The sequence below is a fragment of the Krasilnikovia sp. MM14-A1259 genome (assembly GCF_047159535.1).
Lineage (GTDB): Bacteria > Actinomycetota > Actinomycetes > Mycobacteriales > Micromonosporaceae > Actinoplanes.
The window spans coordinates 5,988,822-6,007,209 of sequence record NZ_BAAGAJ010000002.1 but is presented as its reverse complement, the minus strand read 5'-3'; the positions used below and the strand labels follow the sequence as shown (position 1 = coordinate 6,007,209).

Below are 18,388 nucleotides of genomic sequence, written 5' to 3'. Positions count from 1 at the left end.
CGAACAACCGTGGCGACGGTTTTCCATGTACGAACGCCCGAGATGCCGCGCGCCGCCACTCGGATGCCGGGCATCCGGGCGGCGGCGCGCGGCCCGGCAAGCACAGGGCCGTACCGGGATCAGCTCATGACCTCGCGCATCAGCCGTGCGGTCTCGCTCGGGGTCTTGCCGACCTTGACCCCGGCTGCCTCCAGGGCCGCCTTCTTCGCGTCGGCGGTCCCGGCGGAGCCGGAGATGATCGCGCCCGCGTGACCCATGGTCTTGCCGGGCGGGGCGGTGAAGCCCGCGATGTAGCCGACGACCGGCTTGGTGACGTGCGCCTTGATGAAGTCGGCCGCCCGCTCCTCGGCGTCGCCGCCGATCTCGCCGATCATGACGATGGCGTCGGTGTCCGGGTCGTCCTGGAACGCCTTGAGCGCGTCGATGTGGGTGGTGCCGATGACCGGGTCACCGCCGATGCCCACACACGTGGAGAAGCCGATGTCGCGCAGCTCGTACATGAGCTGGTAGGTCAGGGTGCCGCTCTTGCTGACCAGGCCGATGCGCCCGGCGGGCGTGATGTCCGCGGGGATGATGCCGGCGTTGGAGGCACCGGGCGACGCGATGCCGGGGCAGTTCGGGCCGATGATGCGGGTCTTCTGCCCCTGCTCCACGTTGTGCGCCCAGAACGCGGCCGAGTCCTGCACCGGTACGCCCTCGGTGATCACCACGGCGAGCGGGATCTCGGCGTCGATCGCCTCCACCACGGCGGCCTTGGTGAACTGCGGCGGCACGAAGATGACCGTGACGTCGGCACCGGTCTCCTTCATGGCCTCGGCCACGTTCGCGAAGACGGGCAGGCTGGTGCCGTCGAAGTCGACCGTGGTGCCCGCCTTGCGCGGGTTCACGCCGCCGACCACGTTGGTGCCCGCGGCCAGCATCCGGCGGGTGTGCTTGGAACCCTCCGAGCCGGTCATGCCCTGCACAATGACCTTGGAGTCCTTGGTGAGCCAGATCGCCATGTCGTCACACCCCCGCAGCCGCGAGCTCAGCGGCGCGCTCAGCCGCACCGTCCATCGTGTCCACCCGCTGCACCAGCGGGTTGTTCGCGCCGTCGAGGATGGCCCGGCCGGCCTCGGCGTTGTTGCCGTCGAGACGCACGACCAGCGGCTTGGTGACCGTCTCGCCGCGCTGCTCCAGCAGGGCCAGGGCCTGCACGATGCCGTTGGCGACCTCGTCACAGGCGGTGATGCCGCCGAAGACGTTCACGAAGACCGACTTCACCGACGGGTCGGACAGCACGATCTCCAGGCCGTTGGCCATGACCGCGGCGCTGGCGCCGCCGCCGATGTCGAGGAAGTTGGCCGGCTTGACGCCGCCGTGCTTCTCCCCGGCGTACGCGACGACGTCGAGGGTCGACATGACCAGGCCCGCGCCGTTGCCGATGATGCCGACCTCGCCGTCGAGCTTGACGTAGTTGAGGTCCTTGGCCTTGGCGGCCTGCTCCAGCGGGTCGACCGCGGACTGGTCGACCAGCGCCTCGTGGTCGGGGTGCCGGAAGCCGGCGTTCTCGTCCAGGGTGATCTTGGCGTCCAGGCAGAGCACCTTGCCGCTGCCGGTCTTGGCCAGCGGGTTGACCTCCACCAGGGTGGCGTCCTCGGCGACGAACGTCTTCCACAGCTTCACCGCGATGTCGGCGACCTGGTCGGCGACATCGGCGGGGAACTGCGCGGCCGCGACGATCTCGCGAGCCTTGGCCGCGTCCACGCCCTTGTTGGCGTCGATCGCGATCTTCGCGACCTTGTCCGGCTGCTCCTCGGCGACCTGCTCGATCTCCATGCCGCCGGCCACGCTGGCGATGCACAGGAACGTACGGTTCGCACGGTCCAGCAGGTACGAGAAGTAGTACTCCTCCGCGATGTCCGCGGTCTCGGCCAGCATCACCTTGTGCACGGTGTGGCCCTTGATGTCCATGCCGAGGATGTCCGCGGCACGGGCCTGCGCCTCATCCGCGTCCGCTGCGAGCTTGACGCCGCCGGCCTTGCCGCGGCCGCCCACCTTCACCTGCGCCTTGACGACGACCCGGCCGAGGCGCTCCGCGATGGCGCGGGCCTCCTGCGGGGTCTCGGCGACGCCGCCGCCCAGCACGGGCAGCCCGTGCCGTTCGAACAGGTCGCGCCCCTGATACTCGAACAGGTCCACGTGTCCCCTTTCGCTCGCGACGCGTTGCTGACGGCAAGCCGCACCTTTGCGTCCCGACCTGTGTCCGCGGCGCGCCGATGCGGCGCCGCAAGCGTGAGAGAGTCTCGGCTCCTGCGCTGCAGGGATGCCTCACCCGCAGACTAGCGACCAGTCCGGCCGCCCTGCCTGGGCGGGTGCTCGATGTGCCGGACCGCACAGGCCCGGCGTGGGCGGTTCCGGACCCCCTGCGCAAGGTCACGACATACCGCGCACAAGGTCACGACACCGCCTGCGCAAGGTCACGACGTCCCGGCACGAGTGCGAAAAAGTCGTGACAACGCGCGTAACCCCGCGGGAAAGGCGTCGTTGAGTGTGATGTCGGAGCGCTGACATGCACCGGCGAGCAAGCGGCCGATGCCCTGTCGGTCGAGGGGTGGCGGCGGGGCGTCGTGCATGGAGGGGCCGGACGTGTGAGGGGTGCGTCCGGCCCCTCCCCTTGCCCGGCCGCGCGGATGATTCGACTCCGGTGGTGCCTGCTTTGCGGCCGGATCAGCTCACGCGACCGGGGCCGCGACATTGGCGCGTACCCATTCGATGATGGACGCGGTGGTGGCACCCGGGGTGAATATCTTCGCGACGCCGAGTTGTTCCAATTCGACGATGTCGTCGGCAGGAATGATGCCGCCGCCGAATACCACGATGTCCGCGGCGTCGCGCTCGGTGAGCAGTTCCAATACGCGCCGGAACAACGTCATGTGGGCACCGGAGAGCACGGAGAGCCCGATCGCGTCCGCGTCCTCCTGGACGGCGGTCTCGACGATCTGCTCGGGCGTCTGGTGCAGGCCGGTGTACACGACCTCCATGCCGGCGTCGCGCAGCGCCCTGGCGACCACCTTGGCCCCCCGGTCGTGCCCGTCCAGGCCCGGCTTCGCGACGACGACCCTGATCCGTTCTTGCATCTGCGACCCCTTCATCGGCCTGTTCCTGAACGAACGGTAACCCCCCGCCGTTGAACCCGGGAAGCTACTGCTCCGTACTACCGGCCGGCGGGGCGTGAACTCCTCCGCGCCGAGCAAGCACCCGAAAGGGTATTCCGGGCCACATGACTATCTGTTCTGGGGGCAGTTACACAGCGCTAGCAACGAGGTCGATCGAAAAAGGTCACGAAGTCGGACATTAACTCCCGAATACGTCCCGGAAAGTGTCAGGGAATTGGCGCTGCGACTTGTGACGCGCGTTGCGTTTCGTTACCGTGGCCCACGGCTGTCAACCGGTTAACCCCGATCCGACAGCTCGGCCAGCCACCGTTCACCTGGTGTTACTCACCTGATGGCGGCCGCCTGTTGCCAACGACGGAGGGTCTGTTCGTGCGCCAGCGCTTGTCGTCTGAGCCCGATCGCTATCGCGGCAGGCGCCGCGTGCCCACCCCTCCGCGCAGCCGCTACGCCTACGTCGCCGCCTCCGCCGTCGTCGGCGCCGGTGTCGTCGCGATGGGCGCCGGTGCCAACTTCCCGGACGCCAAGGCGGTCAACCCGACCGTCCTGCACAACCTGGAGAACGCCTCCTCCGCCTCCAGCCAGCTCGCCGACCGCGCCGCCGACCCGGGCCGCGCCTCGCGCGGCGAGCAGCGCGGCGCCGACAAGGCGGTCAAGGCCGAGGCGAACGCCGAGGACGTCTGGCTGCTGCCCCTCGACGAGTACACGTTCACCTCGCCGTACGGGATCCGGTTCGGCAAGCTGCACGCCGGTATCGACCTGGCCGCCCCCGAAGGGGTGCCGTACAAGGCGATCCACGGCGGCACGGTGACCTCCGCCGGTTACAACGGTGCGTACGGCTACGCGATCACGATCAAGAACCCGGACGGCACCGAGACGATCTACGGCCACTCCCGGCGCGTGCTGGTCAAGACCGGTGACGTCGTCAAGGCGGGCCAGGTCATCGGCGAGGTCGGCAACACCGGCTACTCGTACGGCACGCACCTGCACCTGGAAATCCACGTGCACGGCAACCCGACCGACCCGATCACGTTCCTGCGCGACCGGGGCGTCGACATCAAGCTCCAGGTCGAGTCGGTCTACGCCGGGATGGCCGCGTCCGAGGCCTCCTGAGCCTTCAGCCACGTCGTCGCAGTCCGGGTGCAACCCGGTAGGTAAGCGACGTCACTCCCACGCTCTCCTCATGGTCCGCGTCACGTCGCCGACAGGCATGTGACGGCGACGGAACCGGAATCAGGGGAGGGCATCCCACCGTGCAGCATCGAGCGAAGCACCGGGTGGGCGGCCGGCACCGTCGTACGGACGCGTCGCACAGCCACCGCGCCCCCCGCACCCCGCTGGTGCCGCTCGTCGTCGGCGACCGCAACCGGTACGCCGTGGTGACCGCGGCCGCGATCGTGGCCGGTGTCGGTGTCGCCGGTGTGTCCGCCGCCACCGCCGGCTCGTCCGGCCCCGCGACTGCCGCCGCCAAGGCCCACCTGGAAGCCGCCTCCCAGACTCAGCCCGCCCCCACGCAGACCGCCGCCACGGACGTGGCGCGGCCTGCCGCGTCGGCGATGGCCCGGCCCGGCGCGTCAGCCACGGGGGTGCCCGGCGCGTCGGTCGCGGGTCTGCCCAGCACGCCGATCGCGGGGCTGCCCGGGGCCACCCAGCAGCCCTCCGCCGCCGGGAACACCGGCGGTCTGTCCTGGCAGGCGCCGCGCCGCAAGGTCAAGCCGGTCCCCGTGGCGGCCTGGGTCAACCCGCTGCCGGGGGCGGTCACCACCTCCTGCTTCGGGGAGCGCTGGGGCCACATGCACGAAGGCGTCGACCTGGCCGCCGCGAACGGCACCCCGATCCGGGCGGCCGGGGCGGGCGTGATCGTCGCCGCCGGTCCCGCCGAGGGGTACGGCAACGCGGTGCTCATCGATCACGGCAACGGCTACCTCACCCACTACGGGCACATGTCCGCCATCACAGTGAAAGTGGGCCAGCGGGTCCAGGCCGGTGAGCAGATCGGCAACGAGGGCTCCACGGGCCACTCCACAGGGCCCCACCTGCACTTCGAGGTGCACCAGGGGCACTACAAGAACCCGATCGAGCCGACCGCGTGGATGCACCAGCACGGCGTGGACATCGGTGGCTGCGGGCAGCCCGCCGGCCCCCCGAAGGACTAGAGCTTCTCCACCGGCGCGTGCCGCAGCACCAGCCACATCACCTGGTCGCCGAAGTCGATCTGGGCCCGGGCGCCCGGGCCGTGCCCCTCGACCGCAACCACGCGGCCCAGGCCGTACCGCTGGTGGTTGACGCGGTCGCCCGCGGCCACCTTGGGTGGCTGCTTCAGATCGCTGGCCGTGGCCAGGCGGCTGGCGTCGATGCCGAGCCGGCCCGCGAGCTCGCGGGCCTTCGCGGTGCCCCCGGCGAACCCGCCGCCACGCCCGCGGTCACCACCGCCGCGCCCGCCGACCCCGCCGCCCGTGCCGGACCACGACGTGTACGACGCGCCGGTGCGCTCCCAGCGGACCAGCTCCCCGGGCAGTTCGTCGGTGAACCGCGACGGCGGGTTGTACTGCGGCTGCCCCCACGCCGAGCGGGTCACCGCCCGGGACAGGTAGAGGCGCTGCCGGGCGCGGGTGATCCCCACGTACGCGAGCCGCCGCTCCTCCTCCAGCTCGGTGTTGTCGCCCAGCGCCCGCATGTGCGGGAACACGCCGTCCTCCAGCCCGGTCAGGAACACCACCGGGAACTCCAGGCCCTTCGCGGTGTGCAGCGTCATGAGCGTGACGACGCCCTGGTGATCGGGGTCGTCCGTGGGCACCTGGTCGGCGTCGGCCACCAGCGCGACCTGCTCCAGGAAGCCGTCGAGGGTGGCGCCGGGCGAATCCGGCTCGGTGGCCTGCGCCTCCACCCGCTCGGTGTACTCCCGGGCCACGCTGACCAGCTCCTGCAGATTCTCCACCCGGCCCGCGTCCTGCGGGTCCAGGCTCTCCTCCAGCTCGGACAGCAGCCCGGAGCGTTGCAGCAGCGCTTCGAGGACCTCCTCGGGCGGGGCCGCACGGCTCAGCTCCCGCAGATCGTCGAGCAGGGCCACGAAATCCGCGATCGAGTTGGCCGCGCGGGTGGAGATGCCGGGGGCGTCCTTCGCCTTGCGCAGCGCCTGGCCGAACGAGATGCGGTCGCGGGTGGACAGTGCCTCCACGCACGCCTCGGCGCGGTCCCCGATGCCGCGGCGCGGGGTGTTGAGGATCCGCCGGATGCTGACGGTGTCGTCGTCGTTGACCACGGCACGCAGGTACGCCAGCGCGTCGCGGACCTCCTTGCGCTCGTAGAAGCGCACCCCGCCGACCACCTTGTACGGCAGCCCGACGCGGATGAACACCTCCTCGAACACCCGGGACTGGGCGTTGGTGCGGTAGAAGACCGCCACGTCACCGGGACGCACCTGGTCGTGGTCGCCCAGGCGGTCGATCTCCCGGGCCACCCAGTCCGCCTCGGCGTGCTCGGTGTCCGCCACGTACCCGACGATCTGCTCCCCCGCGCCCTGGTCGGACCAGAGCCGCTTGGGCTTGCGCGAGGTGTTGCGGTCGATCACCGCGTTGGCCGCGGACAGGATCGTCTGGGTGGAGCGGTAGTTCTGCTCCAGCAGAATGGTGCGGGCGTCCGGGTAGTCGCGCTCGAACTCCAGGATGTTGCGGATCGTGGCACCGCGGAACGCGTAGATCGACTGGTCAGCGTCGCCGACCACGCACAGCTCGCCGGGCGGCAGCTCGCCCTCGGCCGGGCCGACCAGCTCCTTGACCAGCATGTACTGTGCGTGGTTGGTGTCCTGGTACTCGTCGACGAGCACGTGCCGGAACCGTCGCCGGTACGCCTCCGCCACGTGCGGATGCGACTGCAGCAGGTGCACCGTGGTCATGATGATGTCGTCGAAGTCCAGCGCGTGCGCCTCCTTCAGGCGGCGCTGATACAACGTGTACGCCTCGGCGAGCGCGCGCTCGTTCGGCCCCTTGGCGCGAGCGGCGAAGTCGTCCGGCTCGACCAGCTCGTTCTTCAGATTGGAGACCTGGGCGGCCAGCCCGCGGGCCTGGTACCGCTTCGGGTCGAGGTCCAGCTCCCGGACCACGAGCTGCATGAGCCGGCGGGAGTCGTCCGCGTCGTAGATGGAGAACGTGCTCTTGAGCCCGGCGTGCTCGTGCTCGGCGCGCAGGATGCGCACACACGCCGAGTGGAACGTCGACACCCACATGAGCCGGGCGCGCGGACCGACCAGCGCGGCCACCCGCTCCTTCATCTCGCCGGCGGCCTTGTTGGTGAACGTGATCGCGATGATCTGGCCGGGGTGCACGTCCCGCTCGGCCAGCAGGTACGCGATCCGGTGGGTGAGCACACGGGTCTTGCCGGACCCGGCGCCGGCCACGATCAGCAGCGGTGATCCGGCGTGGGTCACCGCGTCGCGCTGGGGGCCGTTCAGGCCGGTCAGCAGCGTCTCGGGGGAGATCCGCGGCGCGGGCGAACGCCGCGCGGGTGGCTCCTGCGCAGCGGGCGTGGCGAACAGGGGCGGTGTGTTCTCAGGAAGGGCTAGCATCGCGGGAGCAAGTCTATGTCGCGGCACCGACAGGTTCGCCGCCGCGCGGGCCCCCCGCCGCCCGGGCCGGCCGCTCGCAATCGAGTTGTCACCCGGCAGAGGTAGCGGTGACCAGCGTCGATGCACGAGGCTATCGACGATCGTCAGGAACCGTACCCCGACCGGGAGACCGAATAAACATGAACCACCCTCGCCTTCGCGGCAGGGCGACGCTGCGCCACCTCGCGGCGTCCGCTCTGGCTCTGACAGTCGTGGCCACACTGCCGCTGATCCAGAGCACCACCGCCGCCGCGGCACCGCTGCCCGGGCTCGCCCCCGCCACCGTCTCGTACGGGCTGCCCCTGAGCCGGACCGTCAAAGGCCAGTTCCTCAGCTACAACGACTTCCACGGCGCGATCGACCCGCCCGGCGGCAGCGGCGCGGCCGTCAACGGCGTCCCCGCGGGCGGCGTCGAATACCTGGCCACGTGGCTGAAGAAGCTGCGCGCGGAGGCCGCCGCCGACGGCCGCAAGACCATGACGGTCGGCGCGGGCGACCTGGTCGGGGGCACCCCGCTGGTCAGCGCCGCGTTCCACGACGAGCCCACGATCGAGCTGATGAACGAGGTCGGCCTCCAGGTCACCTCGGTCGGCAACCACGAGTTCGACGAGGGCGTGTCCGAGCTGCTGCGGCTGCAGCGCGGCGGATGCCACCCGGTCGACGGCTGCCAGGACGGCGACGGCTTCGGCGGCGCGGACTTCACGTACCTGGCCGCCAACACGATCAACAAGAAGACCGGCCTGCCGATCCTGCCGCCGATCGACATCCGGTTCGTCGGCGGCGTGCCGGTCGGGTTCGTCGGCCTGACCCTGGAGGGCACGGCCGGGATCGTCAACCCGGCGGGCATCAAGAACGTACGCTTCGCCGACGAGGTCGAGACCGCCAACAAGTGGGGCAACCTGCTGAAGCTGTTCGGCGTCAAGGCGCAGGTACTGCTCGTGCACGAGGGTGGCCAGCAGAACCCGCCCGCCGGCACCACCGCCGGCGTCTCGGACTGCGTCAACTTCAACGGGGCCCTGGTGCCGATCGTGGCCGGGCTCAACCCCGAGTTCAGCCTGGTCGTCTCCGGCCACACCCACAAGTTCTACTCGTGCACGCTGCCGAACCGGGCCGGCACCTCCGTGGTCACCAGCGCCGGCAGCAACGGCCAGTTGATCACCGACATCGACTACACGCTGGACCGGCGTACCGGCCGGTTCGCCGAGGTCACCGCACACAACGTAGTCGTCGAGAACGGCGTCTCCGACGGTCACGGCGGCTGGCTCAAGGACGCCAAGGGCGTCTTCCTGAAGAACCCCGACACGGTGGACCCGGCGGCCAAGAAGGTCGCGGACAAGTACCGCACCGCGGTGGCCCCGATCGCCAACCGCGTCGTGGGCTCCATCACCGGTGACATCGTGCGCACCGCCGGCCCGGCAGGGGAGAGCCCGCTCGGCGACGTCATCGCGGACGGTCAGCTCGCGTACACGAAGAACCAGGGCGCCCAGCTCGCGCTGATGAACCCGGGCGGCATCCGCGCCGACTTCGACGCCGAGGCGATCTCGGGCGGCGAGCAGATCGGCCAGGTCACGTACGGCGAGGCGTTCACGGTGCAGCCGTTCAACAACCTCGTGGTCACCCAGACCCTGACCGGCGCACAGCTCAAGAACATCCTGGAGCAGCAGTTCGTCGGGTTCGGCGGGCAGACCACCCAGAAGATCCTGCAGGTGTCCAAGGGCCTCACGTACACGTGGAGCGCCTCGGCGGCGCCGGGCAGCAAGGTCCAGGACCTGAAGCTCGACGGCGTGGCGATCGACCCGGCGGCCACCTACCGGGTGACCTCGAACGACTTCCTGGCAAACGGCGGGGACGGGTTCACCAACTTCTCGGCGGGCACGGACCGCACCACCGCCCCCGGCTTCGACATCGACGCGCTGGTGGCGTACCTCGGTGCCGGCGCGCCGGTCGCGCCCGGCCCGGTCGACCGGATCACGACGGTTTCCTGATTCACCCTCCGGGCCGTTTCCTTGCGGAGCGGCCCGGAGCCAGGGCATACTCGGCTGCGTGACCCAGCAGGCGCGATTTTTCTCCTATGGCACCGGAAGTCCGGCCGCCGTAGGACGCGTCTGAACGACAGACCTACATCGAGCCCCGGGCTTCCCAGCCCGGGGCTTGATGCTGCCCGGGCCCGGCAGACCGGGGCGCACGCACCCGAGGAGCACGACATGACCGCCGACACGCTCGACACCACGACCGGCGCAGCCGCGACCGGCGCCGCGGACGAGATCCGTACGATCCGCGAGCGCATCGACGAGATCGACCAGGCCCTGATCGACCTGTGGCTGGAGCGGGCCCGGCTCTCCCAGGAGGTCGGGCGTACCCGGATGGCCTCCGGCGGCACCCGCCTGGTGTTGTCCCGCGAGCGGGAGATCGTCGAGCGCTTCCGCGAGGCCCTGGGCGCGGACGGCACTCAGGTCGCCCTGCTGCTGCTGCGCGCCGGCCGCGGCCCGCTCTGACCTGCCGGCCGGCGAGCCAGCGGGTCGGCGGGTCAGCGGGGCAGCAGCGGGCGCGGGTCGGCGAAGTGGCAGGCGCTCGGGTGTGCCGAGCGCTCCCGGATCTGCAGCAGCGGCTCGTGCTGGGCGCACCCCGGCTGGGCCTTCCAGCAGCGGGTGCGGAAGCGGCATCCGGACGGTGGATCGGCCGGTGACGGGACGTCGCCCTCCAGCACGATGTGGGCGCGGCGGCCGCGCAGCCGCGGATCCGGCACGGGCACGGCCGACAACAGCGCCTGCGTGTACGGGTGGGTCGGCTGCTCGTAGATGTCGGCGTCCCCGCCCTCCTCCACGATCTTCCCGAGGTACATGACCGCGACCCGGTCGCTGATGTGCCGGACGACGGACAGGTCGTGGGCGATGAAGATGTACGACAGCCCGAACTCGTTCTGCAGGCCTTCCAGCAGGTTGATGACCTGCGCCTGGATCGACACGTCCAGCGCCGACACCGGCTCGTCGCAGACGATGATCTCCGGCCGCAGGGCCAGCGCCCGGGCGATGCCGATCCGCTGCCGCTGACCACCGGAGAACTGATGCGGGTACCGGTTCACGTGGTCCGGGTTCAGCCCGACCGTGTCGAGCAGCTCCTGCACCAGGCGGACCCGGCTGCCCTTGGGCGCCACGTCGGGGTGGATCTCGAACGGCTCGCCCACGATGTCCCCGACCGTCATCCGCGGGTTCAGCGACGTGTACGGGTCCTGCATCACCATCTGGATGTTGCGGCGGGCACGACGCAGCGCCGCACCGGACAGGCGAACCATGTCCTCACCGCGCACCATGACCGAGCCCGAGGTCGGCTTCTCCAGCCCGACCAGCAGCTTCGCGAGCGTGGACTTGCCGCAGCCCGACTCCCCGACCACCCCGAGGGTCTCGCCGCGGCGCAGCTGCAGGTCCACCCCGTCGACCGCGCGGACCGACCCGACCGCGGAGCGGAACACGATGCCGCGGGTGATCGGGAAGTGCTTGACCAGGCCGCGGGTCTCCAGCACGACGTCGCTCATCGGGCCACGACCTCCCCCCAGAAATGGCAACGGACGTGGCGCCGCGGGGCGATCGTGTGTGCGGGCGGCGGTTCGTAGCGGCAGACGTCGCGGGCGTACGCGCACCGCGGGTTGAACGGGCACCCGGGCGGGATGTTCGTCAGCGACGGCGGAAGTCCCTGGATGACGTTGAGCTGGCGCCCCTTCATGTCCAGCCGCGGGATCGACTCCAGCAGGGCCTTCGTGTACGGGTGTCCCGGCCGGTCGTAGATGTCGTAGACCGGCGCCTCCTCGACGACCCGGCCCGCGTACATGACCGCGATCCGGTCCGCGACGTCCGCGACCACACCCATGTCGTGCGTGATGAGCAGCAGTCCCATGTTGCGTTCGCGCTGCAGCTCGGCCAGAAGCCCCATGATCTGCGCCTGCACGGTCACGTCGAGCGCGGTGGTGGGCTCGTCCGCGATGAGGACGTCCGGGTCGAGCGCGAGCGCCATCGCGATCATGACGCGTTGCCGCATGCCGCCGGAGAACTGGTGCGGGTAGTCGCCGATCCGGGTGGCGGCGGCCGGGATGCGCACCCGGTCCAGCAGCTCGACGGCGCGCTGCCTGGCGTCACGCCGCGACATGCCGCGGTGCACGCGGAACAGCTCGGCGAGCTGGAACCCGACCGTGTACACCGGGTTCAGCGCGGACAGGGCGTCCTGGAAGATCATCGCGATCCGGTTGGCGCGGACCGTGCTGCGCTGCGCCTCGGGCAGGCGCAGCAGGTCGACGCCGCGGTAGCGGATCTCGCCGCGGGTGATGTGTCCGGGCGGGGTGTCCAGGATCCCCATGATCGCCTGGGCGGTCACGGACTTGCCGCAGCCCGACTCGCCGAGCAGCGCCAGGGTCTCCCCCGGCGCCAGCCGCAGGCCCGCGCCGTTGACCGCGTGGGCCACGCCGTCGCGGGTGCGGAACTCCACGTGCAGGTCGTCGACCTCCAGCAGCGGGGCCCGGGGGTCCGTGCCGGGCAGGTGCACGTCGGCCATGATGTCCGTCATCCTCGTGCCTCCCTTCGCATGCCGTTGGTTCGCGCGGTGCAGTCGGTCATGGGGTCACCGCAGCTTCGGGTCGAAGGCGTCGCGGATGGCGTCGCCCAGCATGATGAAGGCCAGCACGGTCATGGCGAGGAACAGCGACGGCCAGATCAGCGGCCCGGCCGCGGTGCGGACGTTCGGGCTGGCCTCGTTGATCGCGATGCCCCAGCTGATCGCGTCGCCCTTGAGCCCGATACCCAGGTACGACAGGGTCGCCTCGCCGGCGATGTTCACGCCGAGCAGGATCGTCAGCACGACGATGAACGACGCAATCGAGTTCGGCAGGATGTGGCGCATCATCAGTCGCATCGGGCCGGCGCCGAGCATCCGCGCGGCGGCGACGTAGTCCTGGTTGCGGGCCGCGATCACCGCGGACCGCATGATCCGGGCGGCCGTGGTCCAGCCCAGGATGCCCAGGGTCACCGTGACGGCCAGGACGCCGGTGCTGTGCGTCCCGGCGGACAGCCGCTTGGCCAGCACGATCGCGGCAAGCAGGAACGGGACGCCGAGCACGATGTCGATGAACCGGGACAGCACCGCGTCGACCCACCGGCCGAAGAAACCCGCGGTGAGTCCGATGGTCAGCGCGATGACGCCCGCGATGAGCGTGGCCAGCACGCCGACCACGATCGAGGTACGGGCGCCGTAGACGGTCCGGGCGTACACGTTGCAGCCCTGAAAGTCGTATCCGAACGGGGCGGAGGCGTCCGGGCCGTGGTACTGCTTGCTCAGCGCGCACGCCTGAGGGTCGGCCGAGGTGAACAGCGACGGGAACGCCGCCATGATCAGGACGAGCGTGACCAGCACCGCGGCGACCCAGAAGATCTTGCTGCGGCGCAGGTCGTCCCAGGCGTCGCTGGCCAGGCTGCGGGATCGTTCCCCGGCGTGCCGCGGCCCGCCGCTCACGGCGGGCGCCTCGGCGGTGGTAACGGCTTCGAGATCACTCATAGCGGATCCTCGGGTCCAGGGCCGCGTACAGCAGGTCGACGATCAGGTTGACGACGAGGAACACGACCACCAGGACGCTGACGAAGCCGACCACCAGCGGGCCGTCCTCGGTCCGGATGCCGCGCAGCAGGTTGAAGCCGACCCCGGGGATGTTGAACGTCCCCTCGGTGACGATGGCCCCCGACATCAGTACGCCGATGTCCACCCCGATCAGCGTGACCACCGGGATGAGCGAGTTGCGCAGGACGTGCACCCCGATCACCCGGCGCCGGGACAGCCCCTTGGCCCGCGCCGTACGCACGTAGTCGGTGCGCAGGTTCTCCGCCACGGACGCGCGGGTCACCCGCAGCTGCGTGGCCACCACCAGGCTGCCCAGTACGAACGCGGGCAGCAGCAGCGCGTACAGGCTGGAATCGCGCCCGGCGGTGGGCGGGAACCAGCCGAGCTGGATGCCGAACACCAGCCGCGCGAGCGGGGCGAGCACCACGATCGGCAGGGCGAGCACGACCAGCGTGAGGACCAGCGTGATGTTGTCGAAGATGCTGCCGCGCCGGATGCCCGAGACGACCCCGGCGGTGAGCGCGACGGCCGCCGAAATGACGATCGCGATGAGGGCCAGCTTGATCGTCACCGGCCACGCCTGAGCCAGCATCTCGCTGATCTTGCGGCCGGTGAGCGACCGGCCCAGGTCACCGGTGAGCAGCCCCTTGACGTAGTACCAGTACTGCACCATGAACGGGTCGTCGAGGTGGTAGCGCTCGGTCAGGGCGCGCTTCACGTTCTCCGTGATGGGCTTTTCCCCGACCAGCGCCTGGATGGGGTCGTCCGCGTTGGCGAACGTCAGCGCGTACACGAGGAACGTGGCGCCGAAGAAGGTGAGCACCATCTGCAGCAGGCGCCGCACGATGTAGCGGAACATGTCGGATTTAGCCCCTTTTGGCGGACAAGCGGCTCCCGGCCTCGTGAGCACAGCGAACCTGCGGGGTGGAGCAAGACAGTGACGCCGCGGGTGACACGGCCCGCGGCGCCACTGGTCGGCGTCAGAAGTTGGCGACCTCGATGTGGTAAATGTCGACCTTCGAGAACAGGTCCACGGTCACACTGTCGACCTTCTCGGAGTAGCCGAACACGTTCTGCCCGAAGCGCAGCGGGATGACCGGCATGTCCTGGGCGAGGATGTCCTCGGCCTGCTGCCACTTCTTGATCGCCGCCGCGTTCGTCTTGGCCTCGGAGCCCTCCTTGACCAGGCTGTCGAAGGCGGGGTTGCTGTAGCCGTAGTCGTTCGCCGAGCCGGTCGTGGTGTACAGCGGCCCGAGGTAGTTCTCCATGAGCGGGTAGTCCATGCCCCAGCTCATCCGGATCAGGCCCACCGGCTCCTTCTTCTCCACCTTGGTGAGCATGTCCGTGAACTTCGGTACGGGGTTGCCGGTGCAGTTGACCCCGAGCGACGACTTGATCTGGTTGCACATGGCGTCGATCCACGCCTTGTGACCACCGTCGGCGTTGTACGCGATCTGGATCGTCGCCGGCCCGCCGGCCGCCGTGTACACCTGCTTGGCCTTGGCCGGGTTGTACTCGCAGTTCTCACCGCAGGCGTTCGGGCGGTAGCCCGCCACCACCGGCGAGACGAACGAGGTGGCCGGGGTCTGCGAACCCTGGAAGATCTGGTCCGTCATCTCCTGCCGGTTGATCGCCATCGACAGCGCACGCCGCACCTCAGGCTTGGCGAAGTCCTTCTCGAACGTCGGGAAGCCCACGAACGCGAACGACGAGTTCGGGCTCTTCTGGAAGCGGTCCCCGAGGTCGCTTGAGGCCTGGGCCAGGCTCTCGATCGGGATCTGGGTCTGCACGTCGACGTTGCCGGCCACCAGGTCGGCGTATTCGGCCTGCTGGTCCTGGTAGATCTTCCAGGTGATCGCGTCGACCTTCGGCACCGTACCTTTGAAGTCGGCGACCTTCTCCACCTGGATCTGCGCGTCGTGCTCCCACTTGCCCTTCAGCTTGAACGGGCCGTTGCCGATGATCGCGTCCTCGAAGCCTTCCTTGATCACGCCCGGGGCGGAGAACGCCGCCTTGGGCAGCGGGTAGAAGGCGTTGTAGCCGAGGACGGACTTCCAGCCCGCAAACGGCGCCGACAGCGTGATCGTGAAGGTGTGGTCGTCGACCCTCTTCAGGCCGCGCAGCGCCTTGGCCTTGGGCTCGGGCGCCTTCTCCGGGCCGGGGCCGTCCGGGTCCTTGGACTGCAGGTCGGCGTACCCCTCGATGCGCTCGAAGAAGTACGAGGCGAGCTGGGCATTGGGGGCGTAGGCCCCGTAGTTCCACGCGTCGATGTAGTTGTCCGCGACGACCGGTTCGCCGTTGCTGAAGGTGAAGTCGGGCTTGAGCTTCACCGTCCAGACCTTGTTGTCCGGGGACGTGATGCTCTCGGCCGCGACCTCCACCGGCTCGTTCTTCTCGTTGAAGTTCACGAGCGGGTAGAACAGCGAGGAGAGGACCTGGGAGCCGCCCGACTCGGTGGTGTTCGTCGGGATCAGGTGCTGCGGCTCCCCGATGCCAATGACGATGCTGTTCGGCAGGGATTCGGTGTCCTCGGTCCCGTCACCACTACAGCCGGCGGCTACCAAGACGACGGCGGACGCAGTGGCCGCCACCTTCCACAGGCTGTGTGCAGGCATGGGGCGATGCCTCCTTCTCCGGGAACGCGCGCGCGTGGGGTTGAGCGCGTGGGGGGGTGAATCAGCAGGTGAGTGTGACACAAGCTGCTGTGACCAGCGCAGGCTGTTACCAAGCCGATACCGCTGCGGCCGTAGACAATACCGACTTCGGGTCGGTAATGGGAGCCTCAGACCAGCCGCCGGTCCGCCGCCCATCGGGACAACTCGTACCTGTTCGACATCTGCAGCTTGCGCAGCACATTCGAGACGTGGGTCTCCACGGTCTTGATGGAGATGTACAGCTCCTTGGCGATCTCCTTGTACGCGTACCCGCGGGCCAGCAGCCGCAGCACCTCCCGCTCCCGGTTGGTGAGCTGGTCGAGCTCGGGATCCGCGATCGGCACGTCCGGCCGGGACGCGAACGCGTCCAGCACGAAACCCGCGAGCCGGGGGCTGAACACCGCATCGCCGTCGGCCACCCGGCGGATCGCCGCGGCCAGTTCGTCCGGGGAGATCGTCTTCGTGACGTAGCCGCGGGCACCGGCCCGGATCAGGCCGATCACGTCCTCCGCCGCGTCCGACACGCTCAGCGCCAGGAACTTCACCTGCGGATGCGTACGGCGCATCGCGTCCAGCACCGCCCGGCCGCCCCCGTCGGGCATGTGCACGTCCAGCAGCACCACGTCCGGCAGCGCCGCCGCGATCCGGGACACCGCCTCGGTGACCGTGCTGGCCTCCCCGACCACGTCGACGTGCGCGCCCAGTTCCGCGCGTACCCCGGCGCGGAACATCGCGTGGTCGTCCACCAGGAACACCGTCAGCCGCCGGGCCGGGGCCTCGTCCGCCGCTTCCGTCATTTCGCTGCCTCCTTCGACGCGGTCACGCCCTCCCGCGTGGCGGGCAGGGTGAGCCGGACCTCCGTACCGTCACCCGGGGCGCTGCGGATCTCCGCGCGCCCGCCGTGCCGCTTCATCCGCCCGATGATCGAGCCGCGCACGCCGTGCCGGCTCTCCTCGACGTCATCCAGCGCGAAACCCGCCCCGCGGTCGCGCACGAACACGCTCAACTCGTCCGCCTCCACCTCCGCGTACAGCGACACGGTCTGCACCCCGGCGTGCCGGGCCGCGTTGACCATCGCTTCGCGGGCGGCGGCCACCAGCGCGGCGACCCGCTCGTCGCAGTCCGTGTCCCCCACCACGACCGCCTCGACCGTGATCGCGTAGGTGTCCTCCACCTCGGCCGCGGCCTGCTCCATCGCCGCACCGAACTTCTCCGTCGGCGACGCGGTCGGCTTGTACAGCCAGCTCCGCAGGCTGCGCTCCTGGCCACGGGCCAGCCGCTGGACCTCCTTGATGTCCGTGGAGTTGCGCTGGATCAGGGCCAGGGTGTGCAGCACCTGGTCGTGGATCATCGCGGCCAGTTCGGCGCGCTCCTGCTCCCGGATCCGGCCCTCCCGCTCCGCGCGCAGCTGGCCGAACGTACGCCACAGCAGCGGCGCCACGACCACGCCCACCCCGACCAGGCCGACCAGGGCGAACAGCACGCCGTTGAGCACCGAGGAGAGACTGCCGGCGGGGGCGTACACCGCGACGACGCCGATGATGCCGACCGCCACCAGAACCCCGCCGCCGATGAAGCGGAACAGGAAGGAACGCCGGTCGCTCTCCGCCACCACGGCCGCCACCCACGGCAGGTGGGCGGCATTGTCCGCCCAGTGCCCGCGCCGGGTCGGGTCGGACTGGTGCCAGATCACCCCGGCACCCACCGCGATGACCGCGACGAGCCAGCCGGCCGTCCCGGCGCCGCGATCACCGAACACGAGGCTCTGCAGCAGCACCACCCCGGCGCCGATCGCGGCGAACGGCAGCAGCGCTCCCCAGTCCCGGCGGGCCCGCGGCTCACCGGTGGCCTGCTCCTGCGGCAGAACCGCCCAGAACGCGGCGTACAGCATGAGACCCAGGCCGTTGAAGCCGAGCAGGACGACGAACGCGACGCGTACCGCGAGCACGGGCACGCCGAGGTGGCGCGCCAGCCCGGACGCGACCCCCGAGACGATGCGGTGGTCGCGCGGCCGGTACAGGCGGCGCGGCGGCTGCGTGGCGGTGGCGCTGATCGTGTCCTCCCTCGGTTCGACTCCGATCGTCACACGTACGGCCCGCCGCGGCCACGGGGGACACCCCCACCTCTGCGCCTGCCGTTTCTCAGGGTGGCCTCAGGATCCGTGCCTGAGGCGCCTGGGGCCGGACGACAATCAGTATCGAGCCATGACCGACGAAGCTGCCGGGTCCCGACCGGCCACGACGGGTACCGGTCCGTCGCAGGACGCACCGGCACCTTCCGCTGCCCCGAGCCCGCCCCCGCCGCCGCCAGCAGACCCACCGCCGGCAGCCCAGGTGCCGCCACCGGGAGGCCAGGTGCCGCCGCCAGGAGGGCCGGTG

The 18,388-nt window shown here is 70.3% G+C and carries 15 protein-coding genes; 4 read left to right on the top strand and 11 right to left on the bottom strand.

The annotated features are described in order from the left end of the window. Nucleotides 1–119 precede the first annotated feature (119 nt). The 3 genes from sucD to ACMCNK_RS27290 all read right to left on the bottom strand — a co-directional run bounded on the left by sucD (nt 120) and on the right by ACMCNK_RS27290 (nt 3,119). Complete coding sequence (sucD, locus tag ACMCNK_RS27300; protein ID WP_412739199.1) at nt 120–1,001, bottom strand: succinate--CoA ligase subunit alpha; 882 nt, start codon at nt 999–1,001, stop codon at nt 120–122. Between the two features lie 4 nt (nt 1,002–1,005). Next, nucleotides 1,006–2,181 (bottom strand): ADP-forming succinate--CoA ligase subunit beta, encoded by a 1,176-nt coding sequence (gene sucC / locus ACMCNK_RS27295; RefSeq protein ID WP_412739198.1) that lies wholly within the window; start codon nt 2,179–2,181, stop codon nt 1,006–1,008. A 533-nt stretch (nt 2,182–2,714) separates the two neighbouring features. Then, nucleotides 2,715–3,119, bottom strand: coding sequence for a cobalamin B12-binding domain-containing protein (locus ACMCNK_RS27290; RefSeq protein ID WP_412739197.1), 405 nt, complete (start codon nt 3,117–3,119; stop codon nt 2,715–2,717). 408 nt (nt 3,120–3,527) lie between these two features. On the opposite strand from ACMCNK_RS27290, the gene ACMCNK_RS27285 reads away from it, so the two are divergent. Then, a complete protein-coding gene (locus ACMCNK_RS27285; RefSeq protein ID WP_412739196.1) occupies nt 3,528–4,268 on the top strand; it encodes a M23 family metallopeptidase in 741 nt (246 codons plus the stop codon). A 140-nt stretch (nt 4,269–4,408) separates the two neighbouring features. Then, nucleotides 4,409–5,311 (top strand): M23 family metallopeptidase, encoded by a 903-nt coding sequence (locus ACMCNK_RS27280; RefSeq protein WP_412739195.1) that lies wholly within the window; start codon nt 4,409–4,411, stop codon nt 5,309–5,311. On the opposite strand, the gene pcrA is transcribed toward ACMCNK_RS27280, so the two are convergent. Then, the gene (gene pcrA, locus ACMCNK_RS27275) at nt 5,308–7,719 is read right to left on the bottom strand and encodes a DNA helicase PcrA (protein WP_412739194.1); all 2,412 of its coding nucleotides are present in this window, start codon (nt 7,717–7,719) and stop codon (nt 5,308–5,310) included. The two genes, ACMCNK_RS27280 and pcrA, sit on opposite strands and share 4 nt — an antisense overlap. Nucleotides 7,720–7,898: 179 nt before the next feature. Here pcrA and ACMCNK_RS27270 point away from each other — a divergent pair, with 179 nt between their 5' ends. Both ACMCNK_RS27270 and ACMCNK_RS27265 read left to right on the top strand, forming a co-directional pair. Then, complete coding sequence (locus ACMCNK_RS27270) at nt 7,899–9,743, top strand: bifunctional metallophosphatase/5'-nucleotidase (RefSeq protein ID WP_412739193.1); 1,845 nt, start codon at nt 7,899–7,901, stop codon at nt 9,741–9,743. Nucleotides 9,744–9,962: 219 nt separating this feature from the next. After that, on the top strand, nt 9,963–10,253 hold the full coding sequence (locus tag ACMCNK_RS27265; RefSeq protein ID WP_412739192.1) for a chorismate mutase: 291 nt from the start codon (nt 9,963–9,965) through the stop codon (nt 10,251–10,253). Between the two features lie 32 nt (nt 10,254–10,285). Here the strand turns inward: ACMCNK_RS27265 and ACMCNK_RS27260 are convergent, their stop codons facing one another. The 7 genes from ACMCNK_RS27260 to ACMCNK_RS27230 all read right to left on the bottom strand — a co-directional run bounded on the left by ACMCNK_RS27260 (nt 10,286) and on the right by ACMCNK_RS27230 (nt 18,090). Next, entirely contained in the window at nt 10,286–11,290 is a 1,005-nt protein-coding gene (locus ACMCNK_RS27260) for an ABC transporter ATP-binding protein (protein WP_412739191.1), read from the bottom strand. Beyond that, nucleotides 11,287–12,312, bottom strand: a complete 1,026-nt coding sequence (locus ACMCNK_RS27255; protein WP_412739190.1) for an ABC transporter ATP-binding protein — start codon at nt 12,310–12,312, stop codon at nt 11,287–11,289. Before ACMCNK_RS27255 ends, ACMCNK_RS27260 begins: the two co-directional genes overlap by 4 nt. A gap of 54 nt (nt 12,313–12,366) precedes the next feature. Then, nucleotides 12,367–13,296 carry an ABC transporter permease gene (locus ACMCNK_RS27250; protein WP_412739189.1) on the bottom strand — a complete coding sequence of 310 codons (930 nt, stop codon included), beginning with the start codon at nt 13,294–13,296 and terminating at the stop codon, nt 12,367–12,369. Beyond that, nucleotides 13,289–14,215 (bottom strand): ABC transporter permease, encoded by a 927-nt coding sequence (locus ACMCNK_RS27245; protein ID WP_412739188.1) that lies wholly within the window; start codon nt 14,213–14,215, stop codon nt 13,289–13,291. Before ACMCNK_RS27245 ends, ACMCNK_RS27250 begins: the two co-directional genes overlap by 8 nt. A gap of 121 nt (nt 14,216–14,336) precedes the next feature. Continuing rightward, complete coding sequence (locus ACMCNK_RS27240; RefSeq protein WP_412739187.1) at nt 14,337–15,971, bottom strand: peptide ABC transporter substrate-binding protein; 1,635 nt, start codon at nt 15,969–15,971, stop codon at nt 14,337–14,339. Nucleotides 15,972–16,138: 167 nt separating this feature from the next. Next, the gene (locus ACMCNK_RS27235) at nt 16,139–16,807 is read right to left on the bottom strand and encodes a response regulator (RefSeq protein ID WP_412739186.1); all 669 of its coding nucleotides are present in this window, start codon (nt 16,805–16,807) and stop codon (nt 16,139–16,141) included. Beyond that, nucleotides 16,804–18,090 carry a PspC domain-containing protein gene (locus ACMCNK_RS27230; RefSeq protein ID WP_412741012.1) on the bottom strand — a complete coding sequence of 429 codons (1,287 nt, stop codon included), beginning with the start codon at nt 18,088–18,090 and terminating at the stop codon, nt 16,804–16,806. The genes ACMCNK_RS27235 and ACMCNK_RS27230 overlap by 4 nt, the downstream gene beginning before the upstream one ends. Nucleotides 18,091–18,388: the final 298 nt, after the last annotated feature.